17 protein-coding genes are annotated in these 15,585 nt (G+C 37.4%); 16 read left to right on the top strand and 1 reads right to left on the bottom strand.

Features of this window, described 5'->3' with window-relative positions; genetic code table 11:
• Window positions 1-311 precede the first annotated feature (311 nt).
• The 15 genes from R6U77_RS01460 (at window position 312) to R6U77_RS01390 (ending at window position 14,595) form a co-directional block, all read left to right on the top strand.
• Window positions 312-854, top strand: coding sequence for a competence protein ComK (locus R6U77_RS01460; protein WP_319837134.1), 543 nt, complete (start codon window positions 312-314; stop codon window positions 852-854).
• Window positions 855-958: 104 nt separating this feature from the next.
• The gene (gene fliS, locus R6U77_RS01455; protein ID WP_293926796.1) at window positions 959-1,363 is read left to right on the top strand and encodes a flagellar export chaperone FliS; all 405 of its coding nucleotides are present in this window, start codon (window positions 959-961) and stop codon (window positions 1,361-1,363) included.
• 207 nt (window positions 1,364-1,570) lie between these two features.
• Window positions 1,571-1,966, top strand: a complete 396-nt coding sequence (locus R6U77_RS01450) for a PilZ domain-containing protein (protein ID WP_293926793.1) — start codon at window positions 1,571-1,573, stop codon at window positions 1,964-1,966.
• Between the two features lie 107 nt (window positions 1,967-2,073).
• Window positions 2,074-2,619 carry a ribosome hibernation-promoting factor, HPF/YfiA family gene (hpf, locus tag R6U77_RS01445; protein WP_293926790.1) on the top strand — a complete coding sequence of 182 codons (546 nt, stop codon included), beginning with the start codon at window positions 2,074-2,076 and terminating at the stop codon, window positions 2,617-2,619.
• Between the two features lie 59 nt (window positions 2,620-2,678).
• Window positions 2,679-3,584, top strand: coding sequence for a nuclease-related domain-containing protein (locus R6U77_RS01440; protein ID WP_319837133.1), 906 nt, complete (start codon window positions 2,679-2,681; stop codon window positions 3,582-3,584).
• Between the two features lie 166 nt (window positions 3,585-3,750).
• A complete protein-coding gene (gene secA / locus R6U77_RS01435) occupies window positions 3,751-6,258 on the top strand; it encodes a preprotein translocase subunit SecA (RefSeq protein ID WP_319837132.1) in 2,508 nt (835 codons plus the stop codon).
• Between the two features lie 74 nt (window positions 6,259-6,332).
• Window positions 6,333-7,437 (top strand): peptide chain release factor 2 gene (gene prfB / locus R6U77_RS01430; protein WP_319838330.1). Its coding sequence is split into 2 segments (ribosomal slippage): window positions 6,333-6,404 and window positions 6,406-7,437, totalling 1,104 coding nucleotides; the frame shifts between segments, so codons are not numbered across the junction.
• Window positions 7,438-7,661: 224 nt separating this feature from the next.
• Window positions 7,662-8,672, top strand: a complete 1,011-nt coding sequence (locus R6U77_RS01425; RefSeq protein WP_319837131.1) for a LacI family DNA-binding transcriptional regulator — start codon at window positions 7,662-7,664, stop codon at window positions 8,670-8,672.
• An 11-nt stretch (window positions 8,673-8,683) separates the two neighbouring features.
• Entirely contained in the window at window positions 8,684-9,640 is a 957-nt protein-coding gene (locus tag R6U77_RS01420; protein WP_319837130.1) for a nucleoside hydrolase, read from the top strand.
• Between the two features lie 72 nt (window positions 9,641-9,712).
• The gene (locus R6U77_RS01415; RefSeq protein WP_319837129.1) at window positions 9,713-10,315 is read left to right on the top strand and encodes an ECF transporter S component; all 603 of its coding nucleotides are present in this window, start codon (window positions 9,713-9,715) and stop codon (window positions 10,313-10,315) included.
• 79 nt (window positions 10,316-10,394) lie between these two features.
• Complete coding sequence (locus R6U77_RS01410) at window positions 10,395-11,138, top strand: energy-coupling factor transporter transmembrane component T family protein (protein ID WP_319837128.1); 744 nt, start codon at window positions 10,395-10,397, stop codon at window positions 11,136-11,138.
• Entirely contained in the window at window positions 11,135-11,995 is an 861-nt protein-coding gene (locus tag R6U77_RS01405) for an energy-coupling factor ABC transporter ATP-binding protein (RefSeq protein ID WP_319837127.1), read from the top strand. The genes R6U77_RS01410 and R6U77_RS01405 overlap by 4 nt, the downstream gene beginning before the upstream one ends.
• Entirely contained in the window at window positions 11,988-12,800 is an 813-nt protein-coding gene (locus R6U77_RS01400) for an energy-coupling factor ABC transporter ATP-binding protein (RefSeq protein ID WP_319837126.1), read from the top strand. Before R6U77_RS01405 ends, R6U77_RS01400 begins: the two co-directional genes overlap by 8 nt.
• A 17-nt stretch (window positions 12,801-12,817) precedes the next feature.
• Window positions 12,818-13,714: a ribokinase gene (gene rbsK / locus R6U77_RS01395; RefSeq protein WP_319837125.1), complete on the top strand. Its 897-nt coding sequence runs from the start codon at window positions 12,818-12,820 to the stop codon at window positions 13,712-13,714.
• Window positions 13,711-14,595, top strand: coding sequence for a DMT family transporter (locus R6U77_RS01390; RefSeq protein WP_319837124.1), 885 nt, complete (start codon window positions 13,711-13,713; stop codon window positions 14,593-14,595). The genes rbsK and R6U77_RS01390 overlap by 4 nt, the downstream gene beginning before the upstream one ends.
• Window positions 14,596-14,633: 38 nt before the next feature.
• On the opposite strand, the gene R6U77_RS01385 is transcribed toward R6U77_RS01390, so the two are convergent.
• Window positions 14,634-15,128 (bottom strand): competence protein ComK, encoded by a 495-nt coding sequence (locus R6U77_RS01385; RefSeq protein ID WP_293926782.1) that lies wholly within the window; start codon window positions 15,126-15,128, stop codon window positions 14,634-14,636.
• A 184-nt stretch (window positions 15,129-15,312) separates the two neighbouring features.
• Between R6U77_RS01385 and R6U77_RS01380 the strand changes: the two genes are divergently transcribed.
• Complete coding sequence (locus R6U77_RS01380; RefSeq protein ID WP_293926779.1) at window positions 15,313-15,573, top strand: IDEAL domain-containing protein; 261 nt, start codon at window positions 15,313-15,315, stop codon at window positions 15,571-15,573.
• Window positions 15,574-15,585 lie beyond the last annotated feature (12 nt).

Genomic DNA, 15,585 nt, shown 5'->3' with positions numbered 1-15,585 from the left:
TATTCTGCGTTTATGCGGTCTTTCTTTGTCTTATTTTGAAAAGCTTTGTCGATTTATAGGTTTTTTATCAAAATATATAGACATGCAAAAATAGATGATTTAATATATATAAAAATCACTAAAATATTACATTATTTTACTTTTTTGAGGTGATTTTGTTTATATTTATTTTGTATTAAGGCAATAAAAGGAGGGGGGAAGTATTTTTTGTCGATTAAAGCATAATTGATAGTTCAAAAGTATATCTTTCAGTATTTTTGGTGCAATGAATACTCATTTTATATTTTTTGTATAAGGTAAGGGGGAGCATTATGAATTTATTAGAAAATTATATTTTTACTATTGAAACAGTTATGTTAGCTGAAGGAACAAATGAATATGGTGAGTTTTACTCGATTGTTGTTGAGAAGCAGCGGGTTTTATATGTCGCGATGTCGAAACAGAAATTATTAGAGTATAATTTGAACCATTTTGGGTCGAGCTATAGAGGTGCAAGGGATGGATCGCGTGCGATTTTAGGAAATGTTCATGTGTATCCTATTGCCATCAATCCTGCACAAAATATTTATTGGTTTCCAACTGAATCGATTACTTCGCCATCAAGCGTGTGGATTGCACTACATTGTTTAACCCACTATGAGGATGCAAAAAATGGATGCACGAGGTTTATTTTAACAAATGGTAGAAGTTATTTTGTTCCAGTTCGTTATAAAGCTTTTAGAAAACGCGTTGACCAAGCTCTTTTACTAAAGGCAAAAATGGAGCAGCGTACGCAGCATATGTCATCGACTGTTTTAGAGCGTTTATCAGAATATGAAACGATTGACTTAACAGGTGCCTTACCCCTCTATTAAAACGATCCTTATCCTTTCACAAAACTGTTGCTTTTTTACTAGCTAATCTAATGAAATATCATGTAAAATAGTAACGAATAGATTGGATAAGGGGATGTCAACCATTGTCAGCACATACATCTGCATTTAATGCGTATAAGCAAAATAGCGTTACAACAGCATCGCCAGGTGAATTAACGCTCATGTTATATAATGGTTGTTTGAAATTTTTAACGAAATCTAAAAGAGCGATTGAAGAGAAAAATTTCGAAGAGAAAAATACGAATATAATAAAGGCACAGGCTATTATTGCCGAACTTATGTCAACATTAAATATGGATATTGAAATTTCCAAGCAGATGCTTCCATTGTATGAATATATAAACCGACGTCTTATTGAAGCGAACACGAAAAATGATACAGCGATTGTAGTGGAAGTGGAAGGTCTCGTAACGGAATTCCGCGATACGTGGAAGGAAGTATTGAAAATTACACGTCAGCAGCAGTATAGCAATACAAATGAAGTATAAATGACGAATCGTATCCACAAAGCAAAGAGGAGCTTTGTGGATTTTTACATATTATCCCTTGTAATTATTTCGCTATATTTTAGTTGTTTTTAATTAGTTATAAAGTCCTGTTAGTAAAATAGTAATAAAGATGATAGACGATTATAGATACTTGGTGAATAATGAAAGTAACAATAAAACGTCCGTATGTAGATAAGGAGGGATTTAATGTTTTTTAAAAGAACAGAAGGCTTTCGTTTTTCATTCGATGAGCCTATTCAAGCCAAAGTGAAAATGCTTATAAATGGTCAAGCTATAACCAAGGGTGATAAGGAGATTTTTGAGGCAAGTATATTAGATATTAGCCCACATGGTATAAAAATGTTTGCAGAAACAAACTTTAATGAAGGGAATTCTCCAGTTCCATTGCTTGAGGTCCAGTTTATTTTAGATTCCAGTGTGATTGTTGGGATTGGTGAAATTGTTTGGACAAAGGATTTTGGAAGTGGTAAACATTATGGCATCGTCTTTCAGGATCAAGCTTCCCTTGAGGATTTAATTATTAGCGAATTGAAAATAAGACGTCGAAGAGAGGTGAAGGAGGCAAAGCTCACAAAAAGTTAGCACCATAAAAAATGTCGATATTTGAAAAAAGAATTTTAAAAAAAGAAGGAGAATTCTTTACAATGTCGAAATAAATTAATATAGCCTTAAATGAAGGAGGAGTTCATATGCTAAACTTTAATATTCGTGGAGAGAACATCGAGGTAACTCCAGCGATTCGTGAGTATGTTGAAAATAAAATCGAGAAGGTTGAGCGTTATTTCAACGATGATATGAACGCAAGCGCTAACGTTAACTTAAAAGTGTATAACGATAAACAAACAAAAGTAGAAGTAACAATTCCGATGAAAAATTTAACGCTTCGTGCAGAAGAACGCAACGGCGATATGTATGCAGCTATTGATTTGATTGTTGATAAGTTAGAGCGCCAAATCCGCAAACATAAAACAAAGGTAAATCGCAAGTTCCGTGAGCGTGAGGGAGCAGGCATATACTTTGCAAATGTTACACAAAGCGAACCTGCTGAGGAAGAGGAATATTCAATTGTTCGTACAAAACAGTTTAACTTAAAGCCGATGGATCAAGAGGAAGCTATTTTACAAATGAACATGCTTGGTCACGATTTCTACATTTTCACAGATGCAGAATCAGACAGCACAAACATCGTTTACAAACGTAAAGATGGCAAATATGGCTTAATTGAAACAAATTAAATTTTAAAAAGGGCTGCTAGGGTTTTTTCCTAGTAGCCTTATTAGATAGGAGGAATTATGTGATTGTTTTACCACGTGAAGAATCCATGAGAGAAGCGATGCTGACAGCGGCAGTTCGCCGAGGCTTTCTTGAATTTCAAGATGAACTGATTCGCGTGCAGCAAGGGCTAGTAGGTGAATTTTATGTTGATCGTCAATGGGACGATATGAGGCTACATGAACCTTATTTTTTACTCCACGATTTTCAAACTCCTTCGCATCAGATTGATACAATTTTTCTCTGTAATAAATTCCTTCTCATTTTAGAAATCAAAAATATTGTAGGGCATATTGAAATTGATAGCACGACACATCAATTTACGCGCAAGCTGAAAGATGGCACTGTACAAGGCTTTCGCAATCCACTTAATCAAGCGCAGCGTCATCAACGTATGCTTGCGCAGTGTATACCGATGCTTCCGATTTTGTATGTGGTCGTTTTAGCTCATCCTAAAACAGTTATTGAGCGTATACCACAAAATGCACCGATTATTCATAGTAGCGGGCTAGAATTTTATGTGTGTGAGCTACTTTCTTCTTTCCCACCTCTTTTAACAAATGAGCAACTTGATCAACTTCTCCAGCAATTACTTCAAATGCAAGTTTCACTGAAGCCAAAATTAAATATAGATGTTTCTCTTATGCGAGGAGGCGTTTTATGTCATCGATGTACAAGACAGATGCACTATCAGCATGGTGATTTTATTTGTTCTGCTTGTGTGTTGAAAGATGATGATACTTTGTTGCGACGGGCTTTAAGTGATTATTGCTTATTAGTAGACGAATGGATTTCAAACGGGCAGTTTAGAACATTTTTAGGCATCGATTCGATTCATGCTGCGAAGCGCTTATTAAAGAAGCTTGGATTACCTTATACAGGGGAGAAAAGGTTTAGAAAGTATCATATTTTGTGGAACCGCCAATAGAACTTCGAAAAGCGCTAATAGAATCACAAAAATCGCCAATAGAATCCCGAAAGCCGCCAATAAAATCACAGCAGCTCTTCGAAATTATATAATTCATGAATGTTTGCACCATTCATACAGATAATGCTAAAATGAGGGGTAGAGAAAATACAGGAAGTGAAAATACATGTTAAATATATTGAACAAGATGTTTGACTTTAATAAAAAAGAATTAAAACGTTTAGAGAAAAAGGCGGATGCTGTTGAAGCATTTGCTAGCCAAATGGAAGCATTATCAGATGATGCTTTAAAGGCAAAAACAGAAGAATTCAAAACACGTTTCCAAAATGGCGACACGGTTGATGACTTATTGCCAGAGGCGTTTGCCGTTGTGCGTGAAGCGGCACGTCGTGTATTAGGTATGTACCCATTCCGCGTGCAAATTATGGGGGCTGCTGCCTTAAATGATGGTAATATCGCAGAGATGAAAACAGGTGAAGGTAAAACATTAACTTCTACATTAGCTGTTTATTTAAATGCGCTGACAGGTAAAGGCGTACATGTCGTAACGGTCAATGAATATTTAGCAAGTCGTGATGCGACGGAGATGGGCGAGCTTTTCTCATGGCTAGGCTTAACGGTAGGTTTAAACTTAAATAGCTTATCGAAGGATGAAAAGCGTGAGGCTTATGCGGCAGACATTACGTATTCTACAAATAATGAACTAGGCTTCGATTATTTACGTGACAATATGGTGCTGTATAAAGAGGAACGCGTACAGCGTCCATTACATTTTGCTGTTATCGATGAGGTTGACTCGATTTTAATTGATGAGGCACGTACACCGTTAATTATTTCTGGACAAGCGGGTAAAACAGCGCAGCTTTATGTGCAGTCCAATGCGTTTGTACGCATGTTAAAGGCTGAGGAAGATTATAACTATGATGAATCAACAAAAGGCGTAACATTGACGGAGAGCGGGATTGAAAAGGCGGAGCGTGCATTTGGCATCGATAACCTATTTGATTTAACGCATGTTCGCTTAAACCATGCCATTAACCAATCGTTAAAGGCACATGTATCAATGCATGTAGACGTTGACTATGTTGTACAAGAGGGTGAAGTAGTAATCGTTGACGGCTTTACAGGTCGTTTAATGAAAGGCCGCCGCTATTCAGATGGCTTGCATCAAGCAATTGAGGCAAAGGAAGGCTTAGAAATTCAAAATGAATCAATGACGATGGCGACGATTACGTTCCAAAACTACTTCCGTATGTACCAAAAGCTGTCTGGTATGACGGGTACAGCGAAAACAGAGGAAGAGGAATTCCGCAATATTTATAATATGGATGTTGTGGCAATTCCAACGAACAAGCCAATCGCACGTGATGACCGACCGGATTTAGTGTATGCCTCAATGAAAGGGAAGTTTGAGGCGGTAGCAGCTGATATTGCAGAGCGTCATAGAGCGGGGCAGCCTGTATTAGTCGGGACTGTTGCGATTGAGACGTCTGAAATCATCTCAACTTTATTAACAAAGCATAAAATTCCGCATAATGTATTAAATGCGAAAAATCATGAGCGTGAGGCAGAAATTATTGCAGATGCAGGTAAAAAAGGCGCTGTGACAATTGCTACAAATATGGCGGGACGCGGTACGGATATTAAACCTGGTGAAGGTGTGCTAGAGCTTGGTGGTTTAGCAGTAATCGGTACAGAGCGTCATGAGTCACGTCGTATTGATAATCAGCTACGTGGACGTTCTGGTCGTCAAGGGAACCCAGGGGTAACGCAATTCTATCTATCTTTAGAAGATGATTTAATGCGTCGCTTCGGCTCTGATAATATGAAATCAATGATGACAAAGCTTGGGATGGATGATTCACAGCCAATCCAATCAAAAATTGTTTCAAGAGCGGTTGAATCAGCACAAAAACGTGTGGAAGGTAATAACTTTGATGCACGTAAACGCCTGTTACAATATGATGATGTGCTACGTCAACAACGTGAAGTAATTTATAAAGAGCGTCAAGATGTGATTGAATCAGAAAATATGCGTGAGCTTGTAGAGACAATGATTCGCGAAACAATTGAACACGCAGTAGCACTTCATACGCAAGGTGAAGAGGCAGATTGGAACTTAGCGTCGCTTGAAGACTATATTGCAGCCAACTTACTTGAAGAAGGCAAAATAACAGTTAGTGATTTACAGGGCAAAACACCTGAAGCGATGATTGAGACAATTTATGCAGCTGTACAAGAGCGTTATGATGAAAAAGAAGAGCAGCTAACGCCAGAGCGTATGCGCGAATTTGAAAAGGTTATTTTACTACGCTCTATTGATACGAAGTGGATTGACCATATTGATGCGATGGATCAACTGCGTCAAGGGATTCATTTACGTGCATATGGTCAAACAGATCCATTGCGTGAATATCAGCAAGAAGGCTTCGCAATGTTTGAGGATATGGTTGCAGCAGTTCGTGAGGATGTTGCAAAATACGCAATGAAGGCTGAAATCCGCAGTAATTTACAGCGTGAAGAGGTGGCAAAAGGGCAAGCTGTCAATCCAAAAGAGGAAGCAGCACCGAAGAAAAAGGCACCTGTGCGTAAAGCTGAAAATATTGGACGGAACGATCCATGTCCATGCGGTAGCGGTAAAAAATATAAAAACTGCCATGGTGTAGCGAATTAAACAAGTAGGGAATGGAGGTCGAGAGCAGTTGCTTTCGATTTCCTTTCTTACTTCTTAATGGAGGAATAAAAATGATTGAATTAGCAGAAGCAAGAAACATATTGGAAAATACAGCGGAAAAATTAGCTGATTTTAGGGGGTCTCTTTGACTTAGAAAACAAAGAGGCGCGCATTCAAGAGCTAGATGAAATGATGCTAATGCCTGATTTTTGGAATGATCAGCAGGCAGCACAGGGTGTTATTAACGAAGCAAATGGTATTAAAGCAATTGTTAACGAATATAATGAGCTCGTTTCAACACATGAAAATTTAGAAATGACATTGGAGCTTTTGCGTGAAGAGCCTGATGAGGATTTACAAATGGAGTTAGAAACTGAGCTTGGGCAGTTGCAGGAGAAGATGGAAAACTTTGAATTGCAAATGCTATTATCTGATCCATATGATAAAAACAATGCTATTTTAGAGCTGCATCCAGGTGCGGGTGGAACCGAGTCACAGGATTGGGGCTCTATGTTGCTGCGTATGTATACACGCTGGGCAGAGAAGCGAGGCTTTAAAGTATCAACGATGGATTATTTACCAGGTGAGGAAGCCGGTATTAAGTCAGTTACATTATCGATTACAGGGCATAATGCATATGGCTATTTAAAATCGGAAAAAGGTGTGCATCGCCTTGTACGTATTTCACCGTTTGATTCTTCAGGTCGTCGTCATACATCTTTCGTATCGTGTGAGGTAATGCCTGAATTCAATGAAGAGATTGAAATTGATGTACGTACAGAGGATTTAAAAATTGACACATATCGTGCAACTGGTGCAGGTGGTCAGCATATTAATACGACAGATTCGGCAGTTCGTATTACACATACACCGACAGGGACCGTTGTACAATGTCAGGCGGAACGCTCGCAAATTAAAAACCGTGAAAAAGCAATGCAAATGTTAAAGGCAAAGCTTTATCAATTAGAAATTGAAAAGCAGCAGGCACAGCTAGATGAAATTCGTGGTGAGCAAAAGGAAATTGGCTGGGGCTCGCAAATCCGTTCATATGTATTCCACCCATATTCGATGGTGAAGGATCACCGTACAAATGAAGAAACGGGAAATGTTGGTGCGGTTATGGATGGCGATATTGATGCATTTATTAATGCATACTTACGCTCACGTATTGTGAAATAATGAAAAATAGCAGCTGATGGAAAAATAGGTGAGTGCCTATATTTCCATCAGCTGTTTTATATTTTAGTTAGAAAAAACGTGCATATTCGAGTTTTTTTGTTGATTGACAAACAATAGGCGTTAAAAATGAATTGACAAATGAAAGCATTTACAATATTCTAAATAAGTAATTAGAGAAAACGTTTTCGTAAAACGTTTTCTCTAACAAAAGAATAGGTGATTTTATGGATAAAATAACGATTAAAGATATCGCTAGAGAGGCAGGTGTTTCGATTACTACTGTTTCACGCGTATTAAATAATAAAGAGGAAGGCATGTCGAACGAAACGCGTGAAAAAGTATTGCGTGTAATTGAAAAAGTAAATTATCAACCAAATCAATTAGCGCGTAGTTTAGTAACAAAGCGCTCTAAAATGCTCGGCTTGATTGTTCCGAATATTTCGAACCCTTTTTTTCCAGAGCTTTGTCGAGGGGCAGAAGATGAGGCGAATGACCATAACTATAGTTTAATCATTTGCAATTCTGATGATCAGCTTCATAAAGAGGAAAATTATTTGCGGTTATTAAAGGAGCAACAAGTAGATGGTATTTTGCTTTCTAGCAAAGACCAGCTATCCGAAACAAATAGGATGCAATTACAAGAGAGTAAGATTCCTTTTATTATTTTTGATAGAGGAGAAGAAGGGAATCAGCATTCAGGTGTTTTTTTAGATAATGAAAAAGGGGGCTATCTTGCAGGGCAGCATTTAATTGAATTAGGTCATAGACAAATTGCTTGTATCACAGGACCAGAAAATATTCATAACTCGCAAAAAAGGCTTAGTGGCTTCCAACATGCTTTAAGAAAGGCCTCGCTGGAGTTGCCAGAGGAATTTATATTAACAGGCGATTTTAAAATGGATACAGCATACCGATTGGCAAAGCAATTTTTAGAAAGTAATCATGTAACAGCGATATTTGCATGTAATGATTTAATGGCATGTGGTGTTTATCAGGCAGCTCATGAGCTAGGTATCCAAATACCAGAGCAATTGTCCATTATTGGCTTTGATGATATCCCTTTAATAACGGCTTTAATTCCTAAGCTGACGACAATTAGACAAAATACTTATGAAATGGGTAGAAAAGCGATAGCACTATTAATCGATACAATTGAGCATGAAGCATCAGAACGGGTTGTTTTTGAGCCTACTTTAGTTGTTCGAGAAAGCACAAAATATATAAACAGAGATTGAGGTGTAGACACATGACAATTCCTGTAATAATTGACTGTGATCCAGGAATAGATGATGTAATGGCGCTAACGCTTGCCTTTGCACATCCCCAGTTAGATATCAAATTAATTACAACAGAGCCTGGCAACCAAACGCAAGAAAAAACAATATATAATGCATTAGCCTTTACAAGCTATATGAAGCAAAATATTGAAATTGCAAAAGGGTTGGATGCGCCGTTTTTCCGTAAGCTTGAAGTTGCTAAGGAAGTGCATGGCGAGGATGGTTTAGGTGGAGTTTACTTACCGAAGCCAACACTCGAAGCTAGTAACAGATCTGCAATTGAGGCTATTAGGGAAACGTTATTGGCAAGTGATGAGCAAATTGTATTAATTGCAACAGGTCCGTTAACAAATATTGGTGCACTTTTATTGGCTCACCCTGAAGTAAAATCGAAAATTAAATATATTTCATATATGGGTGGTGCAGCAGTTGGTGGAAATATGTCACCGACAGCGGAATTTAATGTTTATGTTGACCCACATGCAGCAGAAGTAGTGTTTCAATCTGGTATTCCAATTGTGATGAGTGGGCTTGATGTGACACATAAGGCATATGTGACATTGGATGAACTCAATAAAATTGAAACAATAGGCACTGATTTCGCACAAAAAGTAGTAACGATGTTGAAATTTTATGTCAATGTGATTAAGCCAACTGTTTTCCATGGGACAGAGTATGATAAGCGTATTCGTTTACATGATTTATGTGCGGTATCCTACGTTTTAACACCTGAATTGTTCGATGGAGATGATTGTTATGTGGCAGTGGAATTAGAGGGGAAATACACTGCTGGCACAACCGTTGTTGATTATGGACAGCGCACAGGGCTTCCGAAAAATGTAAAGGTGCTGCATACGGTAAATAGGGAAAAATTTGTTGAGCAATTTTTAGGGGCGATTCAAACGATGAGCCACCATATTAGCTAAAAATGTTTAAATAGTCATTTCAAAAGGGTGAAGCTATTGATAGTTCAATAGCTTGAAGGGGAGGAAAAAAACATGAAACGTAGTTTTAAAGATGATTTTAATATGATGGCGATGCTGCTTATTCCTATCGCAGTAGCTGTGAACTTAGTAGGATTTCAGTTAGCAAACGTGCTTCGTTTACCAATATTTTTAGATACAATTGGAACAATTTTAGTAGGTGTAGTTGCAGGGCCTTGGGTAGCACTTTTAGCAGGTCTTATTACAAACTTAATTAATGCGATTTTTAATCCTGTGTACTTACCATTTGCTTTAACTTCTATAGCAATTGGGGTTGGAACTGGTTATCTTTCTAAAGGTGGCTTCTTCAAAACAGTACCTAAAGCAATTATTTCAGGTATTATCATTACATTTATCGCTGTAATTGTTTCTGCACCAATTACTGTTCTAGTGTTTGGTGGTGCAACAGGAAATACTTCATCACTTATTACAGCTACATTTTTAGCTTCTGGTCAGCAATTATGGACAGCGGTATTCTCATCTACCTTCATTACAGAAATTGCGGATAAGGTTGTTTCTGTATTAATCGTCTACTTTGTAGTAAGAAAAATGTCTGATCGCTATTTATCTAAGATGAACTATGGTCACTTATATATGAAGCGAACGAATAAAAAGTAATGTTTTCTCTTCTCGTCTAATGTAGTAGGCGGGAAGAGTTTATCTTAAGGTAACATAGGTATAAGGAGGTCCATCTATAATGAAACAAAATGCATTGTTACAGCTTCATCCGATGACTAAATTTTATTTCGCACTTTTCATATTAGGGATGGCAGTAATCGTTCCAGGCTATTTATTTGCATTTGCACTCTTTCCAATTCTAGTATTGATTGCGTTATTAGCAGGTGTAGCAAAGGAGTTTCTTAATGTTGTTTTAAAAGCACTTTTAAGCATACTTATTATTATTTTCATTATGCAAATGTTTTTCTATCCTGGAGAGCAAGTATTATGGAGCTGGAAGTTTTTATCGATAAAGCAAGAGGGGTTAAACTACGGTCTGATTTTAACATCTCGAATTTTAGCGATTGGCTCTGCCTTTATTTTATTTTTCCGCATGACAGAAGTGCGAGATTTTGTAAAAGCACTTGAAGATATTGGGCTACCACCAATGGGGGCTTATGTTGTTTTATCTACATTGCAAATTATTCCAGAGATGAAGCGTCAAGCCAATACGATTATGGAGGCGCAAAAAACGCGTGGTGTTGAAACGGAAGGCTCTTTATTAGTGCGTGCGAAAGCTTTCATACCAACATTAACCCCGCTTATTTTATCATCCATTGCTGGGACAGAGGAACGAGCGATAACATTAGAATCTCGCGCATTTTCTGCACCCGTTAAAAAGACGAGCTTACACAAGCTAACGAAAAGTACAATAGATCGTCTATTGCCGTTTGTCTATATTGTTATTTTTGTAGCTGTAATCGTTTGGAGGTTTATTTTATGACATCAGTAATTAAGTTGAACAATGTATCCTATCGCTACCCTGTAGGTGATGATCCTGTATTAAAGGATGTATCATTTTCCATTGAAAAAGGGAAGTTTACTGCAATTATTGGCAATAACGGCTCTGGGAAAACGACGTTATGTAATACAATACGTGGCTTCGTCCCCCATTTTTATAAAGGGGATTTAGAGGGAGAGGTCATAATAGATCAAATAAAAATGGAAGATTATCAATTAGGTCAGCTTGGTGAGAAGGTAGGCTATGTATTTCAAAACCCCTTTATCCAAGTTTCAGGTGTGAAGGATAACGTATTTGAAGAGGTAGCTTATGGGTTGGAAAATCTAGGTGTACCAGTTGAAGAAATTAAAGCTCGTGTTGAAGAAATATTGAAGCTTGTAAAAATTGAGCATTTACGCGATAAAAATCCGACGGGGCTTTCAGGTGGACAAAGGCAGCGTGTAGCACTAGCTTCGATCATTGTGATGGATCCAGAAATTTTAGTAATCGATGAGCCAACTTCACAGCTAGACCCAATCGGTACAGAGCATATATTTGATATTATTCGTTTAATGAAGGAACGTGGAAAAACGATTATTTTAGTGGAGCATAAAATGGATTTAATTGCACAGTATGCGGATGATTTACTTGTTATGCATGAAGGTGAACTCGTACTGCAAGGGCCGGTACGTGAGGTGCTAGCTAATCCAGTATTTGAGCAATATCAAATCCAATATCCGCATGTAACGGAGGTTGCGCTTCAGTTACAAAAGGCAGGTGTACCTCTTTCCTTTATTCCAATTCGAGCGGATGAATTAGCGGAGGCACTAAATATAGATGGGGTGGTTAAACATGACTGAGCTTCATATGAACAATGTAAGCTTTTCTTATCCTGATGGCACAAAAGCATTGGAAAACCTTACTTTATCTTTCACATCTGGAGAACGTGTTGCCATTATAGGGCAAAATGGTGCTGGAAAAACAACGGCTGTCAAGCTCATGAACGGCTTACTGAAACCGAGCGAGGGCAATGTATTGGTCGGTGATTGGGATACGCAGAATTATACTACCGCAAAAATCTCAAGGAAAGTAGGCTATGTTTTCCAAAATCCAGATGACCAAATTTTCCACAATGATGTAGAATCAGAGGTGCGCTTTGGTCCAAAAAACATGGGCTTTGAGCCTGAGCGAGTAGATGAACTAACAAATTGGGCAATGGAGCTATGTGGCATTTCTGAATTTGCGGATGAAAATCCATATAATCTCCCGTATTCTGTAAGGAAATTTGTGACGATTGCATCTGTGCTTGCAATGGATTCGGATATTATTATTTTGGATGAGCCTACTGCTGGACAAGATAAAGTGGGCTTACAGGTGTTAAGTAACTTGCTTGATGTACTAACAGAGAAACAAAAAACGGTTGTCACAATTACACACGATATGGAGTTTGTCACAGAGCATTTTCAGCGCATTGTTGTGATGGCGAATCGCAAATTAGTCATTGATGGAGATGCACAGCATATTTTTTACAATGAAAATGTTTTAGAGCAAAGTATGCTGAAGCCACCGGCAGTTGCGCAAATGGCAATGCAGCTAGGGTTTTCTTCAAAGATTTTATCGAAAAATGAATTGTTTGAATCAATTTTAGCACAGCAAAAAAAGTGAAGGGAGCGGTATCATTCATGAAAATAGCAGTTGTAGGAAGCACTAACATGGATCTTGTATACCGCGTTCCTCATATCGTGAAGCCAGGTGAAACGTTACACAGTACAAAGCATCAGCTGTTTTTCGGAGGAAAAGGAGCGAATCAAGCTGTTACAGCAGGACAATTAGGTGCAGATGTACACTTCATAGGAAATGTCGGAGAGGATAATTTTGGGCAACAGATTGTAGAGAATCTGCAAAATAAAGGCGTAAATATCGAGGCAGTTCAGCAGGTTGGTGCAACTGGTCAAGCAATTATCCAGCTTGCAAACTCTGGAGAAAATGCGATTGTTTTATTCCCAGGTGCCAATTTTCTTGTTACACCAGCACAAATCGATGTGCATAAGGAAACGATTGAAACAAGTAAGGTTCTTCTTTTGCAATTAGAGATTCCGATACAAGCGGTAGAGCAAGCAGCGAATATTGCGGCAAAAAAAGGTGTACCAATCATATTAAATCCCGCTCCAGCACAAATAATAAGTGATGCTTTATTGGCCAATGTTTCCATTTTAACACCGAATGAAACAGAATTAGAAATACTGAGTGGAATGAAAATAAATACGGATGAGCAATTAATTCAAGCTTGTACAATTCTATTAGAAAAAGGTGTAAAGGCTATTGTTGTCACATTAGGTGAGAACGGGGCTTTTTATATGAATGCCAGTGAACGAGGCTATGTACGAGTAAATAAGGTAGAGGTTAAGGATACTACAGGTGCTGGAGATGCATTTAATGGTGCTTTAGCTGTAGCACAATGCAATGGAATGACATTAAAGGAAAGCATTGTGTATGCATCAAAAGTTTCTGAGTATGTTGTTACACAAATGGGGGCACAGCCGATGATTCCTGTATCCTTGAAAGTGAATGAGCGATGAAATCATTTATCTATTTAATTATACTTAGCTTATTATGGGGATCGGCTTTTTTTTGGACGAAGGGGCTCTTAACATATTTTGGTCCATCGACAATTGTATTTTTCCGTTGCTTATTTGGGTTACTAGCATTATTGCCGTTTGTACTTTTGAAAAAAAATCGAATCCAACTGAAAATAAGCCCTCTATTTATATTTGTTTTAGCTTTAGGAGCTGCCATACCTTGGAATATTATGGCGTTTTCTCTTCAAGGACTTGATACGGGACTAAGCGGTATATTAAATGCGACAACACCTTTGTTTGCTTTAATATTTTCAATTGTGATTTTGAAAGCGAAGCCATCATGGAATCAAACAATAAGCTTACTTATCGGCTTTATAGCTGTTGCTATTTTAATTGTTTTTTCAGGACAAGCCGCAGGGACTCAGTTTTCTATTTACCATGCATTATTAATGCTTGCTGTTACAATGTCCTATGCTTTAAATTCTATTTGGGTAAAAAAATATTATACAAATATTTCAGCCATATTATTAGGATTTTGGACATTACTTATTTCTGTCGTTTTTAACGGTGTAATCAGCATCATAATGGAGCCACGTGCATTTATGGATCTTGGGGAATTAAATGTATTTTTACCATTGCTTGTTTTAGGCTGTTTAAGCTCAGGTTTAGGCTATGTTATTTTCTACCAAATTGTTTCGACAGGTGGTCCTATTCTCGCCTTAATGGTAACATTTATTGTTCCTTTTATTACGGTAACTTTAGGTATCCTCTTTTTGCAGGAGCCTTTCCATTTAGGTATTGCAATTGGTTTACCTTTAATGATAGCGAGCCTAGTTGTTATGAACATTCAAGCACTTAAGAAAAAGCCTTCCGCTAAATAAAGGAAGGCTTTAAATATGTAGAGGATATAGAGATGAAATTAAACAAAATGCTTCCATTTAGCTGTTAAATGCTTATGTAACATTGCTGCATGGACATATTGCTTACAAAAAGATGTATATTGAATATCTAAATTGGAATCTACAAAATTTTTGAATGTGACGTTAATTTGACCTTCTTGATCTCGGATATTAATTAAGGAGTTGAATGATACCCATCCGTTTAAAGGAGATTTGGGAGACATTAAAGGGAACATAACATAAGGGTCTCCGTAGGTCATGGCGACTACAATGGGGAGTTTATGTTTATTTTCGCCGAAGTATTGTTTGGAAAGCTCTTTAGCAGATTGATAGCTGCTTCCCATTTGCCTACAAGAGGCATTAATAATTTTCATAGGGCTTTGTGAAACATAGAGGCAACCAGTTTTATCAAAGACGAGAGTATGTACTACTCGCTTGCCTTTTGGTATTGGTAAAAGCAAATAAGTTGCATTTGTAATATGATAAGATTTTACATGCTTCATATTTTGATTCAAACGAAGACCTCCTTCAATAAAATTGAATAGCCTACATCCTCTACAATATCCATTATAATACATATTTAGTGATAAACTCAATAATGAAATTGCATTTTAATTTGAATAGATAAAATTATCAGAAAATATTGCAAATTAAATTTACCTCCTATATAATAGAAAAAAGAGCATCGAGGTGATTAAAATGGATAAATACTATTCATACACTGAGTTTTTAAGGGCAGTAGGTCAGCAAGGAAACAAAAATCAATGTGAGCAGTTATTGAGCGATATTTATTTGGACTTATTTTTAAGTAGGCTTCAAAGATTGCAAAGAATTGAAAACTTAAAAGAATTAATCGATGTGGCACTAGATGAAAGAAATGAACGAGATTTTTACGCTTATACAAATGAATTACGTGAGTTGGAGGAACAACCAAATGAAGAAAGCATTGCCTTTATGTGAAACACTTAAAGG

It is taken from the genome of Lysinibacillus louembei, assembly GCF_033880585.1.
Classification (GTDB): Bacteria; Bacillota; Bacilli; order Bacillales_A; family Planococcaceae; genus Metasolibacillus; species Metasolibacillus louembei.
The sequence above is the reverse complement of the archived record's forward strand: the minus strand, read 5'-3'. Positions and strand labels throughout refer to the sequence as shown.

Excerpts from the sequence above, each read along its gene's own strand:
- R6U77_RS01460 (WP_319837134.1), top strand. The coding sequence starts at position 312 with ATGAATTTATTAGAAAATTATATTTTTACTATTGAAACAGTTATGTTA.
- R6U77_RS01450 (WP_293926793.1), top strand. The coding sequence starts at position 1,571 with ATGTTTTTTAAAAGAACAGAAGGCTTTCGTTTTTCATTCGATGAGCCT.
- hpf (WP_293926790.1), top strand. The coding sequence starts at position 2,074 with ATGCTAAACTTTAATATTCGTGGAGAGAACATCGAGGTAACTCCAGCG.
- secA (WP_319837132.1), top strand. The coding sequence starts at position 3,751 with ATGTTAAATATATTGAACAAGATGTTTGACTTTAATAAAAAAGAATTA.
- R6U77_RS01425 (WP_319837131.1), top strand. The coding sequence starts at position 7,662 with ATGGATAAAATAACGATTAAAGATATCGCTAGAGAGGCAGGTGTTTCG.
- R6U77_RS01420 (WP_319837130.1), top strand. The coding sequence starts at position 8,684 with ATGACAATTCCTGTAATAATTGACTGTGATCCAGGAATAGATGATGTA.
- R6U77_RS01415 (WP_319837129.1), top strand. The coding sequence starts at position 9,713 with ATGAAACGTAGTTTTAAAGATGATTTTAATATGATGGCGATGCTGCTT.
- R6U77_RS01410 (WP_319837128.1), top strand. The coding sequence starts at position 10,395 with ATGAAACAAAATGCATTGTTACAGCTTCATCCGATGACTAAATTTTAT.
- R6U77_RS01405 (WP_319837127.1), top strand. The coding sequence starts at position 11,135 with ATGACATCAGTAATTAAGTTGAACAATGTATCCTATCGCTACCCTGTA.
- R6U77_RS01400 (WP_319837126.1), top strand. The coding sequence starts at position 11,988 with ATGACTGAGCTTCATATGAACAATGTAAGCTTTTCTTATCCTGATGGC.
- rbsK (WP_319837125.1), top strand. The coding sequence starts at position 12,818 with ATGAAAATAGCAGTTGTAGGAAGCACTAACATGGATCTTGTATACCGC.
- R6U77_RS01390 (WP_319837124.1), top strand. The coding sequence starts at position 13,711 with ATGAAATCATTTATCTATTTAATTATACTTAGCTTATTATGGGGATCG.
- R6U77_RS01380 (WP_293926779.1), top strand. The coding sequence starts at position 15,313 with ATGGATAAATACTATTCATACACTGAGTTTTTAAGGGCAGTAGGTCAG.